Genomic DNA, 23,983 nt, shown 5'->3' on the forward strand with positions numbered 1-23,983 from the left:
TTTCCCTTGTTGCAGCCTTGAATGCCTTATAACTGAAACTTGAAAGCCCGAAAGTGCACTGATGCCTTGGTAATTGTGAGATGGCGGCGGGAATGATCTTGTTTTTGTCAGATTCCCAATAGGTTGACAAGATTCTTCGGAAGAAAACTGACAAAATGGTCAACGATGTTATTTATTACTTCCTCTGCCGTGCCCACTAAAGTGGCTCCCAGTGTGGATAGTGCCTTCAGAAGCCATGCCAGTGCTTGCGTTACTGCAATGTCTGGCATGACTTCATTCATCTCGTAAAACAGATCGCCAAGTGTGCGTTCATCCTCGTTTAACCGCTGTTGCCACGCCAACAGGTCATACGTCATCATCACGACGGCCAAATGACCGCAAAGACCGTCATAGCTTTGAACCTGGGACTTGTCCAAACGTAGATACTGCTTGGCTACTTTGAAATAGCCTTCAATCTGCCACCGACGACCGTACATCTGGATAATTTCTTCAGGACGCAAATTAGTTTGGGTCGTAGCTAATACCAGATAACTACTGGCATTCTTCCGGTTAGTCACAAATACCAGCTTCAGTGGGTACGCTACTTGCGTCCCATCATCCAAGTTCACATAAGCTGTGACGATGGGGCTGTACTGATAATTGGTGTGCGTTTGCCGGCGTGAAGCGCAGAACCGTTCGTAGAGATCCTTGACGGAGTAAAGTCGGCCACGATAGCGGTAGTAGATCTTCTTCGTGCGCTTGATCATCCCGATACCGGCTAACCCCATTGTTTTCAAGGTATAGAACATCCGCGGTGAACTGAACCAACTGTCGAAAAGTACGTAGTGAGCCGGAATATGATTTGCCAGAGCCTGCGTTAGCAGTTCTACCGAGACGTCATTCATTTTGCCTTGGGCTTGAACACGGCGTTGACCAGCAATTGACCGGCCACTGGTAGTTTTAGCTGGGCTCCCCAGTCGCTGGGCAGCACTCTTAGAGGACATCAGCGCATAATCCACTGGTAACAGGGTGTTACCATCGCTCCAAGCCAAAGTGAGTGCCCGGAATCCGCGTTGATAGACATGATCGTCGTGGTTAAACACACGGGCAAGCAGTTCTGTCTTGGTGGAATAATCCCGTGCAAAAAGGGTATCATCCAGAATAAACGCGAATCGTCGGCGGGCATCAATGTATGGTCGTAGATGTTTAATAATCGCGGCCCCAACCAGACAAGTCAGTCGTTGCCAATTGATACGGCCATCGTTCAGATCATTACGGACCGTCCGAATCGTACAATCCGGATCGGGCATCGCTCGGTAAAGGGAACGGCCCAAAAACTTGGTTTGGATCAGCCATGCCAGCACCTTGGTCAGTGAAATTGATGAGCGTCTTCTAAAATTCGCCTTTTTTGTCAGCTTGCTCAAGCCCACGAGTGACGAAAAACGAAGAATGATGTTCTTAAGTCCCAATTCAGTCCGTGTATGTTCTATAATATTCATGGCGCGTCTCTCCTCTGTATCAGATTTTTGGTCGAATCAAGTATACAACGCAGGAGAGTCTGCGCTTATTTTTGTGCCAAAAAAGCCAGGAACCACGCATGTTTAACGTGATTTCCAGCTTTCAAGTTTCAGCTTATAATGTAAGTAAAGAGATTGGGGGAACCGCTATGGCAGAATCAGAAAAGAATAATCTCAAAGTCACTATTCCACATCAAATCGTCGACGAGTTGGCGCTGAAATCGGGGGACGACGTCAAGATCCACATTACCGACAACAACGTCGTCATCGAAAGCGGCACTGAGAATCCAGAGAAAACAGATATCAAAATTCGGTGGTTTGTCCTGCCCGCATTGATTGCCACTATTATTTTCCTGAGCTTCTTCTTGATCCGTCAAGAAAACTTGATTCCCTTAACCGGCCGGCTGTCCATCAGCGCGGCGGTGATCATCCTGGGCGTGGTTAGCGGCGTCATTTCCTTCGCCACGTTCTACATCCGCAACCATCAGCAGGACCGCAATCGGGCCTTGAAGGGTCTGTACTGGCGTAATTTTCCAGTAATCCTGCTGTCCTTCACGATCATCCTGGCCTTGGCCCTGCTGGCGATTTTCTGGTTCATGGGCATTCTCTTCAAGGGCGCCGCCTTCGACCCCTACACCGCCAGCGCGCTCTTTCTGTTGTTCACCATGACGATCAACTACTTCATGATCTACGCGGCGCTGCACATCAATTCAGAAATGATGGTGCGCCTGCTGATCACCGTCATTGTCAGCGGCGTTCTCGCTTCCATGGTGACCAACAGCGACAATCATTGGTGGGAAACAAACCTGAGCTTTCTGGGCACGAAACACGCCAATTACAGTTGGCAGTTCAATCTGACCTTGATGGTCTCGGCCTTGCTCATGGTCGGCTTGATCGATTACCTCTTCGTCTGGCTGCAGCGCAAGTACCAGCACAATCTGGGTTTGAACATTCTGCGGGTTCTGCTGACGATCATGGCCTTCTCCCTGTTCGGGGTCGGCGCCTTTGCCAATAATGGCGAGGGTCTGCTCCACCTGCTCCACGATATTGCCGCCTGGGGTCTGGTCGCCGTCCTGGGCTTGACGGTCATCCTCATCCGCTGGTTGCTGCCCAAGGGCTCCCGCCAGTTCCAGATTATTTCGGACGTCATCGTCCTCCTGCTCTTCATCGACTTCGTGCTCTTCAAGTACGTCGGCTACTTCTCCCTGACTGCCTTCCAGCTCGTCGCTTTCGACTTGGCCTTTTCTTGGATCCTGCTGCTTCTTGGCACGCTGCGCCGGCTGTCGCACCGGGACGACCTGACCATGACGGTCCGGTTAGAGGATGACGAGGCAGAAAAGCGGTCATGATGCTAGCGGACTATCTAGCCGCAGTGACCCGCTTGAACCAGCACGCCAGCTTCAATGGGGCGATGCAGGTCGTGACGCCCAGGCAGGTGTTGTACGCCTATGCGGCCGGCCTGGCCAATATTGAGAAAAACGCGCCGTTCACCAGCCAGACCGTGACGGGCATCGGCTCCTTATCGAAACAATTTTTAGCCATCGCGGTCATGCAGCAAGTGACCGCCGGCCGCCTGCACCTCACCGACCGCATCGCCCAGTTTCTGCCCGACTATCCCCAAGCAGCCGCCGTCACGATCGCCGATTTATTAACCATGGCCAGCGGCATCCCGGATTATCCGACTTTGCTTCAAAAACAGCACCCGACTGGTGCACGCGCTGCGGCTTCTGATCCGCAAAGTGTGCGCCGGTTGGGTGCTGATTTGTCGTTAGCTGACTTATTGGTCTTGCTGGATGATCACTCCTTGGCCTTTACCCCAGGCAGCCAAGGGGCTTATTCCAATACCAATTACTATCTGTTAGGGCTTATTCTAACCAAGGTGTTGCAGAAACCATTGGGGCAAATTCTGACCGACACTGTTTGGCAGCCGCTGGGATTGACCGCCACGCAATTAGGCACCCAACACGCCCAGGCCGCCAGCTATCTGCCTTGGGATGATGAACTGCTGTTCATCGGCAAAGGACACCACACTGCCGGCGACAGCGGCATCGTCACCTCGGCGGCCGACTACGCACGCTGGCTGCAAACCATCCTGCAACGACCGGAAAGCCTGCTGCCGGCCGCGGCCTGGCAAACGCTCTTCACCATTCAGCACAACTTCTACGGCATGGGCTGGTTCCGTCATGGTCCGTGGTTTTGGCACAGCGGGCTGATTCTAGGTTATCAAGCTGACGTCTTTTTGTCTTTTAAGCACCAGCTCGCTGTGTTTTGGTTTACCAATGTTCGTTTCCTCACTGCATCCGCCCAGGATTGGAATCGCCAGCAACGGATCTGGTTGGATCAGCTCACTTAAAGCATTTTAGCCAAAACGAATCCATGGCATTATGCACCGCCGCACCCAGCGGCTGCAGCAAGGGGTTGAACCCGAACTCCCGGTATACATGCATTGCGGCTGTCAGGGTATGGTGTGTCTCCAGGTAGACACAGTCATAGTTGGCCTGTTGGGCAAAGGCCAGCGCTGCCGCCACCAGCTGCTTGCTCAAGCCGTGCCCGCGCGCGATCTCATCCACGTAGACTTTCTGCAGCTCGGCGATCTGCGGTGTGTCGCTGTACTGGGCAATACCCGCGCCGCCCAATACCCGCTGCCCCTGGACCGCGACAAAATAAGTCCGCCGCTCGTCTGCCGAGTAATACCGGCTCAAATGGGCCAATTCGGGATCGAAATAAGCCGTGCCGGGAATCGCTAGGCCTACGGTACTCAAAGAATTGCGCACGATGGCCGCCATTTGGTCATCGTCTGCTGCCGTTAACCGGCGTATCTTAATGTCTTCACTCATGTCGCCGTCACCCTCGTTCCAAAATATTAGTCGAGTATACTACAGACCACTCGGGTATCAAAAAAACGACGACCTCAGTCGTCGTCTCGCAACCGGCCGCCATCATTCCACTGACCAATCAATTGATGATTCTGACAGGCATCGGCAAATTTGCGCAACCGGGCGTGGAACAGTTTGGGCTGGTTGGCTTTAATCTGAATCGTATCCACGCGTACCCGCTGATACAGCGGCGGACACTGGCAGAAAAAGTCCCACGCGCCGGGACGCCGCTTTAATGCCTGCTTGATGCGACGATCTATTTTGAAATGTGACCGATCCATATCGGGCAATACTGCCCGCCCGAATGCTGTCATCCGGCCTAGACGGATCATCCGCCGACATCGGGCCTTATTCAGCTCCGACCAATTGCTGCCGGGCTGCCGCGGTACAAACCGCTGCACCGCGGGTTGATCTGGTCTCAGCCGCTTATACGTGCTGTCGATCCAGCCAAAACACATAGCTTCTTCGACCGCGTCCACGTACCAAAACGTATTATCGTCCTTGGGGATACCGCGTTTCACATTCGCCCAACACTCCTGGGCCAGCGCATGATTAGCCAGCAGCCAGGCGCGAAATTCATTCCGATCATGCACCATAACAAGATAATTCTCCGGTTCCGCCAGACTCAAAGGTTATTCATCTCCCGGCGTCATTTTACCGTGGTGAATGGTCGCCGCGTCCAAGAACCAATGGTCTTCGGGATCACCCTTTAGCGCTGTGAACGGGACTGGCTGACCGCCAGCCTCTTCTATTTTAGTCAGCAGGTAATTACGCAAGATCCACGCATCTTCCAAGGAACGCTGATGTAAATTGAGGATACGTTCCAACTTGGCCGCGGAAATACCGAGATCGGCGGCGATGGCCGGGCGCGTCAGACCGGCTAGCTTGATGTTGGCGCGAAACTCCTCCTTAGTGGCTTCTTTTTCGTTGGGTGATAAACTCATGTAACGACCTCTTTCTATAATTCGTTTTGTACTTCATCATAACAGGCTTGGCCCAACAGCGGGGTGCAATACGCTTGTAATGCAAATAACGGCACCACCAAAACTTCAGTAGTGCCGCCAATATTTTAGTTGCTTAGTTTTGCTTGGCCAACATCTGCCGCCAAGCATCCAGCACGCCATCCGGCCGCGTATACAAGATCTGTGTGTCCGCTTTGATCGCCCGCACAAACGGGAAGTACAGATAGTCGTGGTTGGTGTCGACTTTCGGTACCCAGCGAATGCTGTCCTCGCTGAAGACAGTGTCGCTCAAGTCCTCAATCAGCGACTGATATTTCATATAGGCATCATCGTAATCGTTGGGGCTCTCGATCAGTGGGACAAATTGTTCCCCGTGAAACAAAGCGGGGGTCGGTACTTCGGTGGACGGTTCCGTAACGATGTGACTCAACGGCAACTGCAATGTACCGTCATCTTTGTCTTTACCGAACACAAAAGTCAGCTTGGCCTTGGGATCAGTTCGGCCATCCGTCGCCAACTTGATCAGCGTCCGGGCAGCGGTATTCAAAATATCGCTGGGCAAGGCCATTTGCTGCAACCGATCCTGCACCATCGCAATGGCTTTATTCCGCTTGGCGGCGGTACTGATTTGTTGGAAAATATCCTTCAATTCCTCCGCCGGCACGACCTTGGTTAAACCATTGCCCAGTTCCGCGATCCAAGTTGGCTGACTGGCCAGACGTTCCGCAAAGGGCTGGAATGCCCGGGCCACCGCTTCGTTCTTGGACGTGGGCGTGAACGGCTTTACTTTACCGTGAATCAACCAGTATTCCCATTGTTGGCGCGCCAAGGCGGCAAATTGACCGGTCCGATCCACCAACCTGTTGGCCTGCGGATCCACCCCGATATGATCGACGTAAATGTCCGTGGCCCTAACCGTATCGTCATTCCAAGCCTGATCCACTTCTGATGCATAGAAGCTCACCGCTTGGGCCACCAGCGACGTAATTGACACGCCAGCCAAGGAGGCCACCGTCGGCACGCCCTGCTTCAACACTAAAAGCTGCTGGTGGGGATAATAATACGCCACGGCATACCGCTCAAAAGACGTCCCAGCCGCCGCTAGGATCACTTGGGCTGCACCTAACTGCAAATCCTTCGCGACACCCTGTTCCTGCTTGGCCAAGCCCAGCAACGGCACAGCTTCCGGAAAATCCCCTGTGCCATTTTTCAACCACTCGATGAATGCTTCATTTTGTTCCGCTTCTGTACTCATGCTCGTCGCCTCTATGTCTAGTATACCGCTCGGTTAATATAAAAGGAGGATAATAAAAAAGCCATCACGGGGGGAGGTCCGCGATGGCTCAGTCAGGATAGGGAAAATCAATGTTGCATCATGAAGAAAAAGTTTGTCGGTTGTTGGCGTTCAGCAGGAATTCTGTTGGCCTCGTTCCTGTTGACATTTTATATACTACGGGACAGATGTGACGATTCTTTGAAGACAATGTGGCCCTTTTCGGAACCTTTTCCCACCTAATTATGCCTTATAGCCAAAGTCCGGGATCGTATGCCAGCGGCGGCGAATCGTATGGGCAACCATCTTCGGCCGGCGAGTCCGGGTGAAGACGCCCTTGCGGTTGCCGTCGACCCGGACCAGGCCTTGGATCGTATTGAAGTCAGCGAAGTTCCAGATCTGTTCCCCGATGAAGAACGGCCGCTTGTCGAATTGGGCACTGATCCGGTCGAAGTATTCCGCCTGATATTCCTCATCAAACATCCGCGGCACCACGTCATGCAGACCTTCCACGGTGTCCGCACCATACTCAGTGACCATCACCGGCTTGTGCTGCTTGGCCCAAAAGTCCAACTCGATATTCCACGCTTCACAAGCGGCATCCAAATCGCCGCCAAGATTGTACCAGCCATAATAGCGGTTGATGCAGACAACATCCATGGTCCGAGTGATCATGTCTTTGTTGTAGTCGCTTTGCGCGTTAACCAGTGTCACTGGCCGATTTTCTGGATCCAGCTCATGGGCCAGCTCATACAGGGGTCGGAAATAATCGTAAGCCGACTGAGGAAACGCGGCGGTTTCCGGTTCATTGGCCAGGGACCACATCACGACACAGGGATGGTTCTTATCCCGGTCGATCATGTCCCGCAGGTTCTGGCGATGCAGTTCGCCATTGTGCATGGTCTTGTAAGCATCGGCTTGCGTCCCGCGGCCCAAGCCGACCGCGGGTGTTTCATCAATCACGACGATGCCTTCCCGGTCGCAAAGGTCGTACATTTCTTCTGCATAGGGATAATGACTGGTGCGGAACGAGTTCGCCCCGATCCAGTGCATCAGGCTCAAATCGGCCACATCGAACACGGCATCAAAGCCGCGGCCGTGGAGCGGACTGTCTTCATGCTTACCGAAACCCTTGAAGTAGAAGGGCTGGCCATTGATCAGGAACTTGGTACCCGCAACCCGGGCCGTACGAATGCCGAAGGTCTGGCGGTACTGATCCGCGCCGAAGGTCACCACGGCTGTGTACAGATACGGGTGGCCGGGAGCCCACAAGTGGGCATTCAGGACGGTCAGCGTGATGTCCCGAATATAGGCCTTGGGCGTCGTGTACAGTTTCACCGGCCGCTGAATCCCCGCATAGTTGAAGAAATCGAAGTTCGGCTGATTCTGCTTCTTGGCATGTTCCTGGGCGATCTTGACGCTGGGAATACCGCCGTCGCCCATGCCGAACATGCTGCCGCCATCCTCATTGCCAACGGGCAGAGTCGAAAAGTTCACCCGATTATCCACCGCCACGGTCAGCAGCACCGACTGCCCCAGCGTCAGCTGGTCAGTCAAGTCAATTTCGAAGGGCAAAAAGCCGCCCTCATGGGTTGCGATTTCTGTCCCATCCAGATACACCTTGGCGGTATGGGTCACACTGGCAAAACGCAGCACGATTCGCTGCCCGGCAAAAAATGGCGGCACTGTGATAGTCCGTTGATAAAATGCCCAGCCGTAATGATCCCGGTGGGCCGCGTCCGCCTTCTGATCGTTATAAGACCCCGGTACGGCCATCGTTTCCGGAGCGGTCAGCGGTTTGGCATACCAATGATCCTCGAAGCCATGCCCGTCATCCAGCTTAAATTGCCACACGCCGGACAAGTCCACGACCGCCCGGCTATCAGTTGCTCTCGGATATAACATAATTTTAGTAAAGCCTCCAATTCAGTAATCATCTCTATGATAGCGGATTCTCCAACTGAAATACAGGCTATTTTTTACTAAATCCGCTGATCCAGATGCAGCGTATGAATCTGATCTTTCACCGTCATCGCCGCCAGCCGCCGCTGCCACGTGTCCACCACGTAATTAAGAAAGTCCACTTCGGTGATCAACGGAATGCCCATTTTGTTAGCCAGTTGCAGCTTCTCCGTCATCGGCGGCGAGAATAGGTCGCCGTACATCGTGCCCACCACCACGTAATCCGTCAACCCCGAAATCGTATCCCGGGGCACAACGCCCACAAACGACGCCAACTTGGCCAATTGATTCTGGGTCATTGTTTCGAAATGCCCAGAAAAGACAATTGTTTTATTTTGCAGGTCCATCGGCCCATCCTCCCGTTCTGTTGCTTATCTACATTGTACCCTAGACCAGTCATTTACGGGGGATGTGCATTTATGTGCATTTCTTGCCGTGCTGCTTGGCATACTCTATACTATTAAAGGAAGAAAAGAGGTGCCACCGTGTATCAGCAACAACGTATTCAAGCACTGATCGAATGGCTGCGCCGGGACGGACAGCTGACCACGAAACAAATCATGGCGAAGTTTGCCGTCTCCCGGGAAACCGCCCGGCGGGACATGATGGCCATCGTCAAGCTGGGCCAGGCCCAGCGCACCCACGGGGGCATCGTGCAAACACAAAAGGCCTTGCCGGTACTGGACTACCTGGAACGGCAGCACCAGTTTTCAGATGCCAAAACGGCCATGGCCGCTGCGGCCCTGCCGCTCATTGAACCGCACATGACGTTGTTTTTAGACGTCAGCACCACCGTTCTCGCCCTATGCCAGCAGCTCCACGAGCCCGCCACCGTCTTCACCGACTCCCTGGATAACGCGCTGACCCTGGCGACCCATCCAAATATTGACCTGCATCTGCTGGGCGGCCGGTTCGAAGCAAAAAATCGACTGTTTTACTCCCGGGATAGTTTGACTACCCTAGCTAACGTCACCTTTGATATTGCGGTGCTGGGCACCGCCAGCCTGGATGCTGCGGGCATCTATGTGAATGACGACAATGACGCGGCAATGAAACGCCAAGCCACGGCCCAAGCGCGGAAAGTGATCGTGTTGGCTGAACACCAAAAATTTCAGAAGCAAACCCCCTACTTGTCGGCGCGCTGGGCGGACATCGATCTGCTGATCACCGACCAAGCGCTCACTGCTAATGAAAAAGTACCCAGCGATGTCTCCGTGATCGTTGCCGGACAAAACGCCTAGCCCTGCGGCTGGGTTTTTCTTTTTCTCTTTTCTGCACGTAAATACACATTAATACTTGTAAATGCACACAAATCCATGTATACTTCAAGGTGAAAGCAGAAAGGAGCGATTCTCATGATCAAGTATCCATTAGTGCTCAGTGATATTGATGGCACCCTGGTTGATGATAATGGTGCAATTCCGGACCATGTCGTTCAGGCCGTGCAAGCCTATAGTCAAGCGGGCGGGCATTTTGTCCTCGCCTCCGCCCGGCCGCCGCTGGCGATGGTCGACATTGCTCGTCAGCTCGACCTGACGGTTCCGCTGGTCACCCTCAACGGCAGCCTGATCGTCACCTATGATCCCCATGCCGGCAGTTGGGATATTCTGGCCGAACAGCCGCTGTACAGCCGGGTGCCCATCCAGCTGTATCAAACCATCGTCACCCACCAGCTGCCTGTCAGTCTGAACATTTACTCCGGTCTGGCCTGGATCGCCAACCAGCATGACCAGTGGAACGACCAGGAAGCAGCCATCACCGGTACCTGGCCGCTGATCAAGCCGCTGGCCCAGCGGCTGGCCACCGGTCTGACCGTCCACAAGATGCTCGCCATGGCCGCCCCCACCGTCATCGACGAACTCACGACGATCATTGCCGCCCATCCAGAGTGGCACGTCAACGCCAGCCGGTCCAAAGATACCTACCTGGAGATCAGCGACGCCAGCGTCTCCAAACAGAGTGCCCTCCACCTGCTGGCCGACCATTTCAACATTTCGTTGGCTCAAACCATGGCGATTGGTGACGGCGACAATGACCTGCCCATGCTCACCACCGCCGGCCTGGGTATCGCCACTGGCAATGCGCGCCCGACCGTCTTGGCGCAAGCAGCCCAGACCGTGGCCAGCAACACCGACGGCGGTGTCGCCGAGGCGTTGAATGACTATGCGCTGGTCCATTAGGCAAAAACTGACCGGCAACCCGCGTCTCCCCCAAGACGTGGGCTGCCGGTCAATTTTTTGCGCCGGTTAATTAATTGTCGACTTGTTAGAATCCAGCGTGTAAGTAATCGTTGCGTTGTACTTGCCCAACTTGATGGCCGCATCGTCGTTGGCGGGCACCGTGAGTGTGACTCCCTTACCCCCGTTGCCGCCGCTGTAGTCTAAGGCCGCATTTTTAGGATCAACCGTTGGCTCCAGGCTGGTATCCAAACGATATAACCGCTGCATCGACTGATTGGACGGTACGGTATTCGCCGTATGGTTAAAGTATAGCCAATCGTCGTCGGTCATTTCATTGTTTGCTTTATTGGCATCATAATCAGCCGGTTTAGTTTCCCCATTCGGGGTACCGAAGGTCATCGCCAAATCGGACAGATTACTGTCGCCGTTAACGAACGGGGACAGCTGGGCGAACAGCGACCAATTATTCACGGTGCTGGCCGTGTCGGGATCAGTCACGGCAAAGGTCTGTTTGTTGCCGGCCACAGTCGCGTACGTAACCGTACTGCCCGGTTGCGGATGTTTGCCGAAGTCAAAACTCGGCACCGTTTGCAAGTATGGCGACGCCGCCGGATAGAGCCAATTGGTATTGGATTCGCCCAAGTAATCCAGAGTATCCGGATCCAGCAGCAGATCTTGGAACGGCGTGCCATTGATGGGCAGCTGACTCATATCAGCCACCTGATACTTGGCAGTATAGGTGAACGTCTGGCCAACAGGGAGCGGATTGGTGAGCGTGACATCATAAGCCGCAGCGTTACCCCCGAGTTTTGCCGTAATATTGGTATCCTTACTTACCGTTCCGTTTGCTGCGCCAAAATTATAATCGGCTAATGTCAGACCGGCTGGCGTGGGCACGACGACAACGAATTTAGTCCGGCTGCTATCTGTACCAACATTTTTCACTACCCCCGTGGCGGTGATCGTTTGCCCGTTGGCATAAGCATACTGCGTATCCTGACTGCGCGTAATGGTGTAAGACGCATGGGCATTATTGATCAGCGCAATCAGCGTTGAGGCTTTCTTAGTACCCAAGGTGCTGCCAATCGTCGGCTGCGTGGTCGGCATATGCACGGGAATATCATCCTGCCGGGATAACGTGAAGTCCCCGGAATAGAAAGTTACAGGATCCGTGGTCGCCGCCGGCGGCATCTTGAACTCCGGCGTGATGTCACCATAGGGACCCTTCTGGGCAAAGCCATAGTTGTACGTATCCGCCAAGCCCAGACCGACCTTGTTGGCCGTGGTACTCGTCACCAAATTATTGGCCGTGGCAGTACCGTACTTGGTACCATCGAACCCGTTTAACGCGGCAGTCATGGTGTCGTTGTTAATAATCAAACCATCGCGCCAACTCCCCAACGAATAGGTTTGATGCTGACCATTGGTTACACTGGTCTTGGGCACAATGAGGAACGGGCTGCTGGACAGGTCCATGTTCGGTGTCAGGCTTTGGTTCAAGCCCAAATTAGCACTGGCAATGGGGATGCCATTGAGCGAGCCGCTGTAAATCCATTGGCCAGGAGAAAAATCTTTTGAGACCTCACCTGAATAACCCGTGCCAATATTCTCACTGCCGCTATTCGTCACAGCCAGCTTCAGAGATGGTTCATCAGCCGAGTAAATGGGATGCGGAGCAACTGTTGGCGTACTTTGGGAGTAATCATACACTTCATAGACGTTGGCATACCGCTCAGGCGTGATTGATCCCGCTTTCTCAAGCGTCTTTTTATCTGCCGAAAACTGCGGAGCGTGGCCTGCGTGATCCCAATCCTTGGTCACGGAGATATTGCTCCCATCGTTCAGCAAAGCCCCATCGGTTCGCGGATCCGGCGTCGCCGTCCGATACCGCATATCGTCACCAATTGGATTGCCGGAAGAGTGGAGCGTGTCGTTCGTTGTGTCCTTGTCGTAGGGCACTGCGGCCGCGGTCCACGAGGTGAAGTTCGTGTAGACAGGGAATTCGGTACCTGTTGTCCCAGTCTTAATCAGCGCATAATCCATCGGCGATGTGCCGGCTTTCATTTGGTTGAGCAACGCCGTATCTTTGGTGGGATCTTTCCGATCCATCCCGCTGAGCACGTTGTACTTATCCACCAGCTGATTGCTGTCATACATCGTGATACCGAATGACCGGCGATTGGCATCGCTACTGCCGCTGGTATCACCGGTGTTGAACGTTCCGTCTTTGTACGGTGCCGAAAATAATCGGTTGGTTGTCAGAGACTGAAGAGCAGTATCCGAGCTACCGCGGTATTTGGACATGTCAAAGGAAAAGTTAATATGGGCGGAGCCATAGAATCCATTGCTGACAAAAAAATTGGCTAAACTTGAAGTAATTGGCTTCAACACAAAAGACTGAAACAAAGCAAATAGGTCAGTCCAGTTCGCCCCCGTAACGTGAGTTAATTGCCGATTACCTGAAGCATCAGCTGCATTGAGTAACGAAATTGCCCGACCGACACTGCCGGCATTATATACTAGACTAGGTGTTAACGCACCCGTGATAACCTTGATGATTGAAGATGCTGGCCATCCGCTCCCCCAAGAATCGATGAGTGAATCATATGCCAACCCTCGAAAGGGATCCCAAACAGTGTTGTTACCGCCTGTTTGTTCTTGGAAATTAGGCTGAATGGAACTGCCGCTTCCTATTGTGTCCGGAGAATTAAGTTTATCCAATGTTGACGGTGTGCCCGACGACAAATATACGTTGTGCAGATAGTCCAAATAATCAGCGGCTCCGTTTTGCAATTGCATTTGAGCTGTTGTGCTATTGCTGCCCTCAAGAAATTTAAACGGAATCCCTTTAACTTTTAGGTAAAAGACATTAGACTTTTGGGAATCTAAATAAATATGATGATCAAATTGAAGCGGAAAGTTGATGTTTTTCAATTGATATGAGCCAAGGAAAAGGAGTTTCCCCTCGATAGTCTGTAAATTCAAATAAAAGTAAGACTTGCTCCAATCAACAGAACCCCCCAATGACTTGGCATCAACCCCCGCAGGCAAAGTAACCCGCGCCATAACGCCCCAGTTACCCGCCATGGCTGCATCAACAGAAGTCTCAGAGCTCGACAATTGCGCATGAATCGGCACATTCCCCGTAATCTGTAAGTACCCATTGTCATAAGTCTGGCCGCTCTTAAGCTCGTTGTTAGCATCCATTTTACTAGCGACATTGTTTGGATTGTAAGCAGCTGTTCCTGTCTTGTTAAAATTATTTGCTTGATCCGCCGAAGAAAAATCCAGAAAGTCGTTCTTATCGACATAGTTGATGCTGTAGAATGGTTTTCCATATTCCGAAGGATAACTGCTGTCGCTTGTGTCTGGAAAAGTAATGGTGACCGGCGATTCAGCATTGCCCGCCTCCCAATCGCCACTATTGCCCGTCGTAATCGGCGTGCCGCTGGCCGCCGTGCCAGTCTTGAAGAACGATCCTTCATCCGGGCCCCGCGTCCCATGGCCAGGAATCGTATAAGTGTTGTCCGGCCGATCCGATCCCGTATTATCAAACGGATCCCCGATAGTCACTGCCGACACAGACTGGGCAGTTGTGAAAACAACCAGACCAAGCAGCAGGCTAATGGTCATTAGTCCAGCCAAAAAACGAACATAAAAACGATAATGGTTCAACAAACACATCCCTCTCCGACATCAACGATGAGTACTTGCCTAGTACCATATCTACCGTACCGTTAATATCGGTATTATTCGGACCAGATGTGGGAAAATGGTTTGTGAAAAAGTGACTGTATCACACTTTGCGAATATTCCTTTATTGCCCGGGACTGCTCACCTATTGCGTTGCCGCAGTCACCAACGGTTGCTTAATAGTATTGCTCTCCAGCACAAAAAACATTCAAATATTCATACTTTTATCCCAAAGTGCCCATATCTCAGGAATTTCAGAGCGAGTATTCGCCAAAAAAGACCGGTAATTCTGTTTCACGAATTACCGGTTGAATACTCAAAATTAAGTTTGATTTACTGCCGCCGAGCCGCCTGAAACGCCCGCCGCAGCAAGAAATACAGAATCGGCACAATAATCGCCGTGGCCACGGAGTTGATGGCTGTCGCGGTTAGGCTGAGAAACGAGGCGATGATCGCCGGTTGCAACGTCATCCCGGCAATCAGGCCCTCAACCACGGTCGCCAGAAAAGATGTGATCAGTTTGGTAATCCCGGCAGCGATGCCGACGGTAATAATATGGCTGGGCCGATCATCGTGCTTGAACGCGCTCATGATGGCACTGACCACGATCGCCATCACGATCACTTCCAGCACCGTCAGCCAGCTCGTGGCGGCATACCCATTCAGGATATCGAAGCTGCCTAGGCCAACGGCGGCAGCCACGCCGCCCCAGACACCGCCCAGAAACAGAATGGCGATGACCATCAAGGGATTGCCGAAGTGAATGAATGGCCGGCCGACGATCGCCGGGAGGGGAATCCGTAAAACAGAAATTCCGATATAAATAATGGCCGCGAATAACGCGGTTAAAATGGCATTCAACAACTGTTTATTTCTCCCTAACACTGAATAATTCCTCCATTTCTAGACTTGATCAAAGTAGGTCAGCAGCGCATCGGGAATCAGGGCAGCGGCCAGGCGGAAGGCCTTGTAGAACGGGTGCGGGGTGTAAACCATGCGGCCCCGCTGAACCAAGGTCAGCGACCGGCGAGCGACTTTGGCCATGTTCAGCAGCGGCAGGTGGGCCGCCATGTTGAACCGGCTGGGTGCCGTACTGCTGAACTGACCCGTACGCATCAAGCCCGGCGCCAGCGCCAAGACATGGATTCCTTGGCAGCGCAGTTCAGCGTGCAGACCCTTGGTATACGCCAACAGATAGGCCTTGCTGGCGCTGTAAACCACCATGTTCGGTGACGGGGTGAATGCGCCAATCGAGGTGACATTGATGATGGCGGCACCCCGCGCCATATAGGGCAAAACCAACCGGGTCAACACGGTGGGCGCGACGACATGCAGGGCAATCAGTTCCAGCTGATCGGCAATCGGCATGGCGGCCACCGGCCCGGTATGCATCGCCCCGGCGTCATTGATCAGCAGCCGCACCTGCGGCTTTTCCCGAGCCAGCAGCCCCTGCATTTTGCGCAGCGCTGCCGGCTCCGTGAGATCGTAAGGCAGAATTCGGAACCGGCGGCCAGCGATGGACTGGGCCAGCTCAACTAATTGCGTTTTGCGCCGGGCAATCAGCCAGATTTCGTCCAGCATGGGCATCATTTCGGCCACAGCTCGGACATATTCCCGGCCCAGGCCCGACGACGCCCCAGTAATAATGGCAATAGTCATGGTCGCTCCTCGCTCTCTGCTCGGGTGCTTGACGCCACCAGGGTCGGCAAGACCGGGCCAAAATTGACATCCTGCAACGGATTATCTGCTTCAGCGGCTTGATTCGTGACGGCAATTGCCTGGGCAATGAAGTCCATGGCACTGGCAATGGCCGTCTGAAGCGGCCGACCTTGGAGCAGCCGGCCGGCCAAGACACTGGCAAACATATCACCGGTACCAAAGTAATGCCCTGGCAATGCTTCCGTGGTTTGCATCTGAACCGTCTGCTGCGCCGCTGATGCAACACCGATACGGCCGCTGGTTAACGCAATCCCGGTCAATACCACGGGAATTTGAAACTGGGCAAAAAAGGCAGCGGCTAATTCCTGGGCGGCTGCCGCCGTCACCGGTTTAGTCGTCGGCTTTCTCCCTAACAACAACTGGGCTTCGGTCACATTCGGCGTGACCAGCGTGGCGTGGGCCAGTAAGTTGCGCATACCGGTGACGTAGTCCGCGTCTAAGCCGCGATACAGTTTGCCACCGTCAGCCATGGCGGGGTCCACGACGCGCAGGGGCAGTGCCGCGAGCCGCGGAAGCTGTTCCCGCCACACGGCCAGGGCCTGGGGCCCTAAATAGCCCAGATAAAGCCCGCCAATATCCAGCGCCACCGTCGCCCAATGACGCAAGATCGGTGCAATCTGCCCGCTCAAATCCAGATATGTATTGTCCGGGATACCGGTATGCGTCGATAATAATGCTGTGGGCAGCACCCGGGGCCGCAGCCCCAGAGCAGCCAAGATCGGCAGCGCTGCGCCCAGCGAGACTGCACCAGCCCCGCACAAGTCTTGACTTACAATAATCGATTGATCGGCCATGCAGACCACCACCTTTCCGCCAATTGTACCAAACTCTGCTCTTGAATAGCGCCAAAAAGTGGTTTGCTGTCTGCTGAACACGGTTACATGGTAAACTAAAAGTAATGCAACAACAGAAAGGAAGAAAAGCATAATGGCATTAGCAGATTTTCCGCACGATTTCTTATGGGGCGCCTCCACGTCGGCCTACCAGTACGAAGGCGCCTATAACGAGGACGGCAAGGGCTTGTCGGTTCAGGACATCGCCACGCCGCCGGCCGGCACGGCCAATTTTCAACTGACCAGCGACGGCTACCACCGTTATCCGGAAGACTTCGCCCTGTTTGGTGAAATGGGCATGAAGTCCTACCGTTTCTCCATCGCTTGGACCCGAATCTTTCCTAACGGTACTGGCGAGGTTAACCAGGCGGGGCTGGATTACTACCAGCATGTGCTGGACGAATTAAAGAAGTACCATATTGAACCCGTCGCCACTCTGTTCCACTTTGACCTGCCTGCGGCCTTGCAAAAGCAAGGCGGCTGGGCTAATCGGGCGACGATTGAGGCCTTCGTGAATTACGCCAAGGTCGTGCTGGATCATTTCTCACCGCAAATCACTTACTACCAGACGATCAACGAGCAAAACATGCTGTTCCAAGGCGCCGTCTTCGCAGCCTTCAAGGGCCACGGGACGTTCAAGGACGCCGTTCAGGCCAACCACAACATGTTCGTCGCGGCGGCCAAGGTGATTACCTACGCCCATGAAAACCATCCAGAAATCAAGATTGGGCCGGCCCCGAACCTCGTGGCGATCTATCCGCTGACGGCGCGCCCGGGAGACGTGTTGGCGGCTAACACTTACGACTCTATACGCAACTTGCTGTTCGGCGATGTCACCATTCTCGGCCGATACAATCACGTGGCCTGGCACCTCTTCGAACAGTTCCACGCCGCCCCTGACCTGGCACCGGATGATATGGCCACCATCGCGGCCGCCCACCCGGACCTGCTGTACTTCAACTACTACAACAGCGAAACCGTTCGGGCAGCCGATCCTGGCGATATGCTGCCGTTTAAGAAAGTCCTCAACCCTTTCATTAATCAGAATGAATTTGGTTGGGATATTGACCCTGAAGGTTTCCGCGTAACGCTGCGCCAACTGTACGATCGCTATAACCTGCCAATGATCATTACCGAAAACGGCCTGGGGGCCCACGACACACTGACGGATGACGGCCAAGTCCATGACCCGTATCGGATCAAGTACTTGAACGATCATATTTACCAAATGCGCTTGGCCATTGGCGAGGGTATTCCGGTGATCGGTTACCATCCCTGGTCGGCGATTGATCTGGTGTCGACCCACCAAGGCTTCGTGAAACGATATGGCTTTATCTACGTTGATCGTGGCGAAGAGAACGACAGCGGGACATTGAAGCGGTATAAGAAGGATAGTTTTGCTTGGTACAAGGACGTAATCGCCCCTAATGGGGATAACGTGACTGGACCAATGACGAAATAAACACTTACCAACTAAAATGGCCTATTGGATTCCATACTTACTTAGAAGATGGATACCCAATAGGCCGTTCTTGTTAGTTATCAAAATCATCCGTATGCTCGGCAGCATCACCATAATGGTATTTGCACGCCAAAATACTGATGCGTTTTTCCGTAACTTTGTAAACCAGTCGATCCTCATGGTTGATTTGCCTTGACCACCATCCGCCAAGCCCATAGCGCAGCGGCTCAGGTTTCCCTAACCCAGAGAAAGGATCAGCCGAATCAATGTTGTCAATCAATTTGTTGATCCGTTTCAACCCGCGCTTATCGTTCTCGAAGAACCACATATAGTCTTGCCAAGCATTGGGCGTAAATTCTTTAATTCTACTCATCCATTAGTTTCCGTTCTTCAGCTTGACCAGCTTTATACTGTTTCAAAGATTCCTCAAGCCAATCGCGATTAGTTTTGTTTCCAAGGACATGCATGTTTTCAAGCATGTTATTGTAATTGTCCAGGCTGATCAGGACGACATTTTTATTGTCTTTGCGCGTGACAATCACTGCTTCATCGTCATCCGTTGTCTTATCCATATAAGCCTTTAGGTTCTTCCGCAAATCAGAAAAAGTTGTTGCTTCCATCTGTGCACAACTCCCTTCGAAAATATTGTACCATATTTTGTACAATATTTGTAGAAGATTATCGCTAGCAATCATGGCCTTCGGCGCCTTCTTTGCAAGTCGACTTAACGACACCATTGAACTCCCAGTACGCAAACAGCGGCGTATCCCGACAAGGTTACTCCGCTGTTTCACACCAACTACTTCGTATTCATTGCTTGGTAAAGCTGCTTCGACCAAGTGAAATCACTGTGCACAATTGCGTCAGCACCAATCGGCACACCGTCACGATCCACCGCATAAGCGAAGATGCCGCCTTTATGCTGAGTTTCACCTGTCGGTTCCCATTTAGCATAGCGATAGGCGCGGCTCTGATTGAGGGGCAAGGTGGTGTCACCCCAATCCGCACCATTTTCTTCGTAGAACGAGAATCCCGGAATGAACTGATTAGGGGTAATCAAGCCCTTGAACGTTTGCCATGTCTGATCCAAGCTGCTGACCGAACGGCCATACGCATCCGAGAACACATAGTTGTAAACACCGTGGGTTTGTTTGAACAATGCATCGGTACCCGGCAAGTTGGTATCGTAGATAAACAGTTTCTGCGACTTCGACTGCTTGCCAACCGACTTGGCCAGCTGGGTGACCACGCCCTTCGCCCGTTGCAGATTTGTACCGGACAAAGATTCTTCAGCGTTTACGACCAGACCATCCAAGGTTAGCGGGGACAAATAATGGGTCAAAATTTCTTTAGCACGTTGCGTATATCCTGCTGTGTTGTTGGTAAAAGGCTTCATTGCACTGCTTTCACCAGGATCGGCAAAGGTCTGCGCATACAGCGCACGAATCGGGAAGTTTCGAATCACTTTCGTGCCCTTTTGGTGCAGGAGGGCAATTTGAGAAGGCAGTGTTACCCAGAAATTTGCACTTTCATCACCACTGGGAAAGACCACCGCGATGCCTACTTCTGGCGGCAAGTCGCTCATTGCATTTTTATTTACCAACGAATCAGAGTTGCTATCCCGCCAAGACCGGAAATACCCGACGTAAACCTCTGGCGGATCAGCTGTTGCCGCATGGGCAATGCTCACTGTATTCACTCCAATGAGTAACGCGGTTGCGGCTGCGATACCCAGCCAAAACTTTTTCATTTTGAAACCTTCCTCCTAACTATTTTGCATTCTTCCAACGGTCATAAGCAGCTTGGTAAACCTTCACGTATTGATCCACATGCATGCCCTTGATCGTGCTAACGTATTTGTCCCAATCGCTCAACGGCGTAACACCCGTGATGAACTTAGCCTCAGATTGTTCCACGTAAGTCTTCAAATCGTTGGTAATAGAACTGATTGAATCCTGCTCACTGGAAGTCAGATAAACCATCGGGAAACCTTGCTTAGCATAGGGTAAAATCTTATCCTTAGTTTCTTTGCGCAAAAACGCGTTCAAGCCGCCGCCAGTGGGCGCATTGGCCGAAACCAGAACTGGATCACTATCGTTATCGAAGACTAACGACGGAGTCGTCAAACCATAATCCGGCGTAATCTTGCTCCGCTTGTCCTCGGAATTTGATTCATTAATCCCCTTGGCCAGTACCCGAACTTTCTTGCCTTCTTTGTTCTTGGCATAGACCCAATAAACACCCTCTGGACCATTGTTCAGATAGTCGCTGCCTTTCTTGCTGTAGAAGTAGTCCACCCAGCGCAGGGAAGCTGCTGGCGACGGGTTATTCTTAGTCAGGGCGAAGTTCCCGCGATTCAGGCCATTGTTTAGGGGCACAACCGCCTTGGTGGATTCCGGACTGGTCAGTGGCTGCCACATCGGATCTTCTACTGCTTGATTTGGCGTCTTACCAGAAGTGAAATAGGAGAAATAGTCTGCATAAACCCCGAGCCGATTCGATTGGCCCTTCGCCTTGCGCTGATCATCTGATTGGGCAAAGGTATCCTTATCCAGCAAACCATTCGCATACAACTTATGCATATAAGTCAGATATGCCTTGTACTGAGTCGTGATTGGCGTATAGAACACTTTGTTCCCGTCATTCTGGACATCCTGAGTTAACAAACCAAAGGCTGCCATCAGCCACGTCCGAATGCTCGCCAGTTTCGTATCGCTCAATGGAATTTCATCCTGCTTACCATTGCCGTTGGGATCGTCATTCTTGAACTTCATCAACAAGTCGTAGAATTCATCCGTCGTCTTTGGTAGTTCTTTAATCCCTAGTTTCTTTAACCAAGCGCCGTTGTACCACATCGGATTATTTTGCCACGATGCATACGCATTGACTGCCACCATGGGCAAGGCATAGATATGCCCATCAGGAGCGGTAATCGACCGGCGGATATCTGGATTCTTCTTCATCAGGGCATTAAAATTCGGGGCATACTTGGGAATCAGCTTTTCCAGCGGCAGTAATTGCCCGTTCGTGCCATAGGTCACTTCCTTAGTCGCGGTCAGGTTGTCACTGCTGGCTGCATAGATGATATCCGGCAAGTCTTGGGAAGCAAACGCCAGGTTGAGTTTGGTACTAAAATCGCTCATCGGCGGCGTATTGTATTTCAAGGTGACGTTAGTTTTCTTAGCATAATCCTTCAAGACCGCCATATCATCCCACTTAGCGGCACCTGTACTCGGGGCCATCATCGTCATCTTAAGATTTTTGCTAACGATGGGAAAACCAGTTGTCTTGACGTCCACTTTGCCGCTGCCGCTTTGGCTGTTGCCGCCCGTACCGCAGGCCGCCAGCAGCAAGACGGCAGTCATGGCCGCAAAGGCCATTTTTGCCACATTCTTCATGTGCATGATGCTTTCCTCCTCTTGACTATCCTTTCAGAGAACCGATCAGAACACCTTTGACAAAATACCGTTGCAACAACGGGTACACCATAATGACGGGCAATGACGACACGATCATGACTCCATACTTAATGACCGCCACCAACTGTTCCTTACTGAACGCCGCTTGGGCCGCGCTTTGCGAAATCGTTGAGCCCGTGGCTGAGCCCTGCTGCATGTCCTGTAAGACCAAGATCTGCCGCAACACCATCTGCAACGGGTATAAGTTCTTGTTTTGCAAATACACCAATGAGTTGAAATAATCATTCCACTGCCCTACCCCATAGAACAGGGCCATGACAGCAATAATGGGAGCCGATAATGGCAGGACGATGCGGAAGAAAATCTGAAAATCACTAGCGCCATCCACCTTGGCCGCTTCTTGCATCTCCCAAGGAATGGTGGATTGGAAGAACGACTTCGTCACGATGATGTTATAGACTGACACTGCATTAGGAATGATGATCGCCCAAACCGTGTTGAGCATGCCTAGATTGCGGACCAGTAGGTAGGTTGGAATCAATCCGCCACTGAGAAACATCGTAATCAGCATAAAATTGGTGAACCACTTCTTACCGGCAAAGTCCCGGCGGGAAATGGCATAGGCACAAGGAATAGTGATGAACAGGCTGACCATGGTGCCGCTGATCGTGTAGAAAATGGTCATCATATAGCCGCGCCAGATATCACCATATTGCAGAATGACTTTGTACCCATCGAGATTGAAGCCGACTGGCCACAGCCACATCTTGCCGGAGTTAACCGCCAACGGACTGCTCACGGAGGCACTGATGATATAAATCAAGGGATACAGGACGATCAACACAGCGAGGCCAATGAAAATATACAGAACGAACAGAAAGATGCGGTCGGTCGGGGTATCCTTAATCAATTTTGACGTATGCATGGCTGTATCCCTCCTTTACCACAGACTGGTATCCGAAACTTTGCGAGCAATGTGGTTGACGACAATCAGCAAAATCGCGTTAATTGCCGAGTTAAACAAGCCAACCGCTGCTGCGTAGCTGTACTCACCGTTGATCAAGCCCTGGTTGTAAACGAATGTCGCAATGACATTGGAAGAAGAAAGGTTCAACGGATTTTGCAGCAGCAAAATCTTTTCATATCCCATGGAGAACAGATTGCCGACATTCAGAATGAGAAGAATGACCATGGTTGGTACGATGGCCGGCAAATCGATATGCCAGATGCGTTGCAGACGAGACGCCCCATCAACAATAGCGGCTTCATGCAGGGCGGGATCCACTCCGGCCAACGCAGCCAAATAAATGATCGATCCCCAGCCAGTTTGCTGCCACACATCGGAAAGGACGTACACCGTCTTGAACCATCGAGGATCACTCATAAAAGAGACCGGCTTAATGCCGATGACGCCCAACAAGTGGTTGATAATCCCCGTTGAGGGATCCAGGAAGGCAATGAGCATGCCGCCCATAACCACGACTGAAATAAAATTGGGGGCGTAGGTCACTGTTTGGGTAAACTTTTTCCACCACCCCGTTTTCAATTCGTTAATGGCTAATGCCAGAATAATGGGTAACGGGAAGCCGATGGCCAATTCGTAAACCTGGATCCCCAGGGTGTTGCGTAATAAGTCCCAGAAATAGTAGGAACTGAAAAACTGCTGGAAATATTTGAAGCCCACCCATGGGCTGCCCCAAATACCTAATGATGGAATATAGTTCTTAAATGCAATGAGCACACCGTACATCGGTCCATAAGCGAAGATTGCGAGAAACAGAAATGCTGGCAGAATCAACGCGTACAATTGCCATTTTTCTTTCAGCGTTTTAAATGAGTGCTTCTTCTGCAACCGCCGATTAGTAATCGGAAGCGGTGCGGGACTGAGTTCCTTCGCCATGTGCTCGTTCCTCCCTTCGTGGCACAATCTGAGTGATTAACGGCGAACACAATACCTCGTATCCGCTGTCGACCACACCATAGACGTAAAGGTAAGGGCTTACAATATGTGGTTTTTTCACGTTATGTGATTTTTTCACGCCGCCGGCCGCTAACCCTCGGTAACTCACAATTCTTCGCTCAGCAGGTTAAAACCTAGCAACCATCCG

The 23,983-nt window shown here is 52.2% G+C and carries 22 protein-coding genes; 5 read left to right on the top strand and 17 right to left on the bottom strand.

Going from position 1 to position 23,983, the window contains the following annotated elements; all coding sequences use genetic code 11:
* Positions 1-107: 107 nt before the first annotated feature.
* Positions 108-1,478 carry an IS4 family transposase gene (locus tag FMM01_RS10855; RefSeq protein ID WP_150391763.1) on the bottom strand — a complete coding sequence of 457 codons (1,371 nt, stop codon included), beginning with the start codon at positions 1,476-1,478 and terminating at the stop codon, positions 108-110.
* A 167-nt stretch (positions 1,479-1,645) separates the two neighbouring features.
* On the opposite strand from FMM01_RS10855, the gene FMM01_RS10860 reads away from it, so the two are divergent.
* Together FMM01_RS10860 and FMM01_RS10865 are read left to right on the top strand one after the other, a co-directional pair.
* On the top strand, positions 1,646-2,845 hold the full coding sequence (locus FMM01_RS10860) for a DUF998 domain-containing protein (protein WP_150392524.1): 1,200 nt from the start codon (positions 1,646-1,648) through the stop codon (positions 2,843-2,845).
* Positions 2,842-3,849, top strand: coding sequence for a serine hydrolase domain-containing protein (locus tag FMM01_RS10865; RefSeq protein ID WP_150392525.1), 1,008 nt, complete (start codon positions 2,842-2,844; stop codon positions 3,847-3,849). The genes FMM01_RS10860 and FMM01_RS10865 overlap by 4 nt, the downstream gene beginning before the upstream one ends.
* Here the strand turns inward: FMM01_RS10865 and FMM01_RS10870 are convergent.
* The 6 genes from FMM01_RS10870 to FMM01_RS10895 form a co-directional block, all read right to left on the bottom strand.
* Complete coding sequence (locus FMM01_RS10870; protein ID WP_027828350.1) at positions 3,842-4,333, bottom strand: GNAT family N-acetyltransferase; 492 nt, start codon at positions 4,331-4,333, stop codon at positions 3,842-3,844. The two genes, FMM01_RS10865 and FMM01_RS10870, sit on opposite strands and share 8 nt — an antisense overlap.
* Positions 4,334-4,407: 74 nt before the next feature.
* Positions 4,408-4,968: a YdeI/OmpD-associated family protein gene (locus FMM01_RS10875; protein WP_150393279.1), complete on the bottom strand. Its 561-nt coding sequence runs from the start codon at positions 4,966-4,968 to the stop codon at positions 4,408-4,410.
* Between the two features lie 36 nt (positions 4,969-5,004).
* Positions 5,005-5,316 (bottom strand): DUF2316 family protein, encoded by a 312-nt coding sequence (locus FMM01_RS10880; protein WP_027828348.1) that lies wholly within the window; start codon positions 5,314-5,316, stop codon positions 5,005-5,007.
* 133 nt (positions 5,317-5,449) lie between these two features.
* Positions 5,450-6,589, bottom strand: a complete 1,140-nt coding sequence (locus FMM01_RS10885) for a hypothetical protein (protein ID WP_150392526.1) — start codon at positions 6,587-6,589, stop codon at positions 5,450-5,452.
* Positions 6,590-6,850: 261 nt separating this feature from the next.
* Positions 6,851-8,512: a glycoside hydrolase family 2 TIM barrel-domain containing protein gene (locus FMM01_RS10890; RefSeq protein ID WP_150392527.1), complete on the bottom strand. Its 1,662-nt coding sequence runs from the start codon at positions 8,510-8,512 to the stop codon at positions 6,851-6,853.
* A gap of 77 nt (positions 8,513-8,589) precedes the next feature.
* Entirely contained in the window at positions 8,590-8,916 is a 327-nt protein-coding gene (locus tag FMM01_RS10895) for a BRCT domain-containing protein (RefSeq protein ID WP_150392528.1), read from the bottom strand.
* Between the two features lie 138 nt (positions 8,917-9,054).
* Here FMM01_RS10895 and FMM01_RS10900 point away from each other — a divergent pair, with 138 nt between their 5' ends.
* Both FMM01_RS10900 and FMM01_RS10905 read left to right on the top strand, forming a co-directional pair.
* On the top strand, positions 9,055-9,810 hold the full coding sequence (locus FMM01_RS10900; RefSeq protein ID WP_051225461.1) for a DeoR/GlpR family DNA-binding transcription regulator: 756 nt from the start codon (positions 9,055-9,057) through the stop codon (positions 9,808-9,810).
* Positions 9,811-9,924: 114 nt separating this feature from the next.
* Positions 9,925-10,749, top strand: coding sequence for an HAD family hydrolase (locus tag FMM01_RS10905; RefSeq protein ID WP_150392529.1), 825 nt, complete (start codon positions 9,925-9,927; stop codon positions 10,747-10,749).
* Positions 10,750-10,815: 66 nt separating this feature from the next.
* Here the strand turns inward: FMM01_RS10905 and FMM01_RS10910 are convergent, their stop codons facing one another.
* The 4 genes from FMM01_RS10910 to FMM01_RS10925 all read right to left on the bottom strand — a co-directional run bounded on the left by FMM01_RS10910 (position 10,816) and on the right by FMM01_RS10925 (position 16,955).
* Positions 10,816-14,424, bottom strand: coding sequence for a hypothetical protein (locus FMM01_RS10910; protein ID WP_150392530.1), 3,609 nt, complete (start codon positions 14,422-14,424; stop codon positions 10,816-10,818).
* Between the two features lie 351 nt (positions 14,425-14,775).
* Positions 14,776-15,327, bottom strand: a complete 552-nt coding sequence (locus tag FMM01_RS10915) for an ECF transporter S component (protein ID WP_150392531.1) — start codon at positions 15,325-15,327, stop codon at positions 14,776-14,778.
* Between the two features lie 18 nt (positions 15,328-15,345).
* Complete coding sequence (locus FMM01_RS10920) at positions 15,346-16,101, bottom strand: SDR family NAD(P)-dependent oxidoreductase (protein ID WP_150392532.1); 756 nt, start codon at positions 16,099-16,101, stop codon at positions 15,346-15,348.
* Positions 16,098-16,955, bottom strand: coding sequence for a PfkB family carbohydrate kinase (locus FMM01_RS10925; protein ID WP_190973346.1), 858 nt, complete (start codon positions 16,953-16,955; stop codon positions 16,098-16,100). Before FMM01_RS10925 ends, FMM01_RS10920 begins: the two co-directional genes overlap by 4 nt.
* 133 nt (positions 16,956-17,088) lie before the next feature.
* Between FMM01_RS10925 and FMM01_RS10930 the strand changes: the two genes are divergently transcribed.
* Positions 17,089-18,456 carry a glycoside hydrolase family 1 protein gene (locus FMM01_RS10930; RefSeq protein WP_150392534.1) on the top strand — a complete coding sequence of 456 codons (1,368 nt, stop codon included), beginning with the start codon at positions 17,089-17,091 and terminating at the stop codon, positions 18,454-18,456.
* A gap of 73 nt (positions 18,457-18,529) precedes the next feature.
* On the opposite strand, the gene FMM01_RS10935 is transcribed toward FMM01_RS10930, so the two are convergent.
* From FMM01_RS10935 to FMM01_RS10960, 6 genes are all read right to left on the bottom strand, one after another.
* On the bottom strand, positions 18,530-18,829 hold the full coding sequence (locus tag FMM01_RS10935; RefSeq protein ID WP_150392535.1) for a Txe/YoeB family addiction module toxin: 300 nt from the start codon (positions 18,827-18,829) through the stop codon (positions 18,530-18,532).
* The gene (locus FMM01_RS10940; RefSeq protein ID WP_150392536.1) at positions 18,822-19,076 is read right to left on the bottom strand and encodes a type II toxin-antitoxin system Phd/YefM family antitoxin; all 255 of its coding nucleotides are present in this window, start codon (positions 19,074-19,076) and stop codon (positions 18,822-18,824) included. Before FMM01_RS10940 ends, FMM01_RS10935 begins: the two co-directional genes overlap by 8 nt.
* Positions 19,077-19,255: 179 nt before the next feature.
* Complete coding sequence (locus FMM01_RS10945) at positions 19,256-20,206, bottom strand: EndoS/ChiA family endoglycosidase (protein WP_150392537.1); 951 nt, start codon at positions 20,204-20,206, stop codon at positions 19,256-19,258.
* Positions 20,207-20,225: 19 nt separating this feature from the next.
* Complete coding sequence (locus tag FMM01_RS10950) at positions 20,226-21,860, bottom strand: type 2 periplasmic-binding domain-containing protein (protein ID WP_223849932.1); 1,635 nt, start codon at positions 21,858-21,860, stop codon at positions 20,226-20,228.
* A 19-nt stretch (positions 21,861-21,879) separates the two neighbouring features.
* Entirely contained in the window at positions 21,880-22,800 is a 921-nt protein-coding gene (locus FMM01_RS10955) for a carbohydrate ABC transporter permease (RefSeq protein WP_027828261.1), read from the bottom strand.
* Positions 22,801-22,815: 15 nt separating this feature from the next.
* A complete protein-coding gene (locus FMM01_RS10960; protein ID WP_035440080.1) occupies positions 22,816-23,775 on the bottom strand; it encodes an ABC transporter permease in 960 nt (319 codons plus the stop codon).
* Positions 23,776-23,983: the final 208 nt, after the last annotated feature.

Origin of the sequence: Schleiferilactobacillus harbinensis, assembly GCF_008694105.1 — a bacterium.
In the GTDB taxonomy this organism is placed as follows: domain Bacteria; phylum Bacillota; class Bacilli; order Lactobacillales; family Lactobacillaceae; genus Schleiferilactobacillus; species Schleiferilactobacillus harbinensis.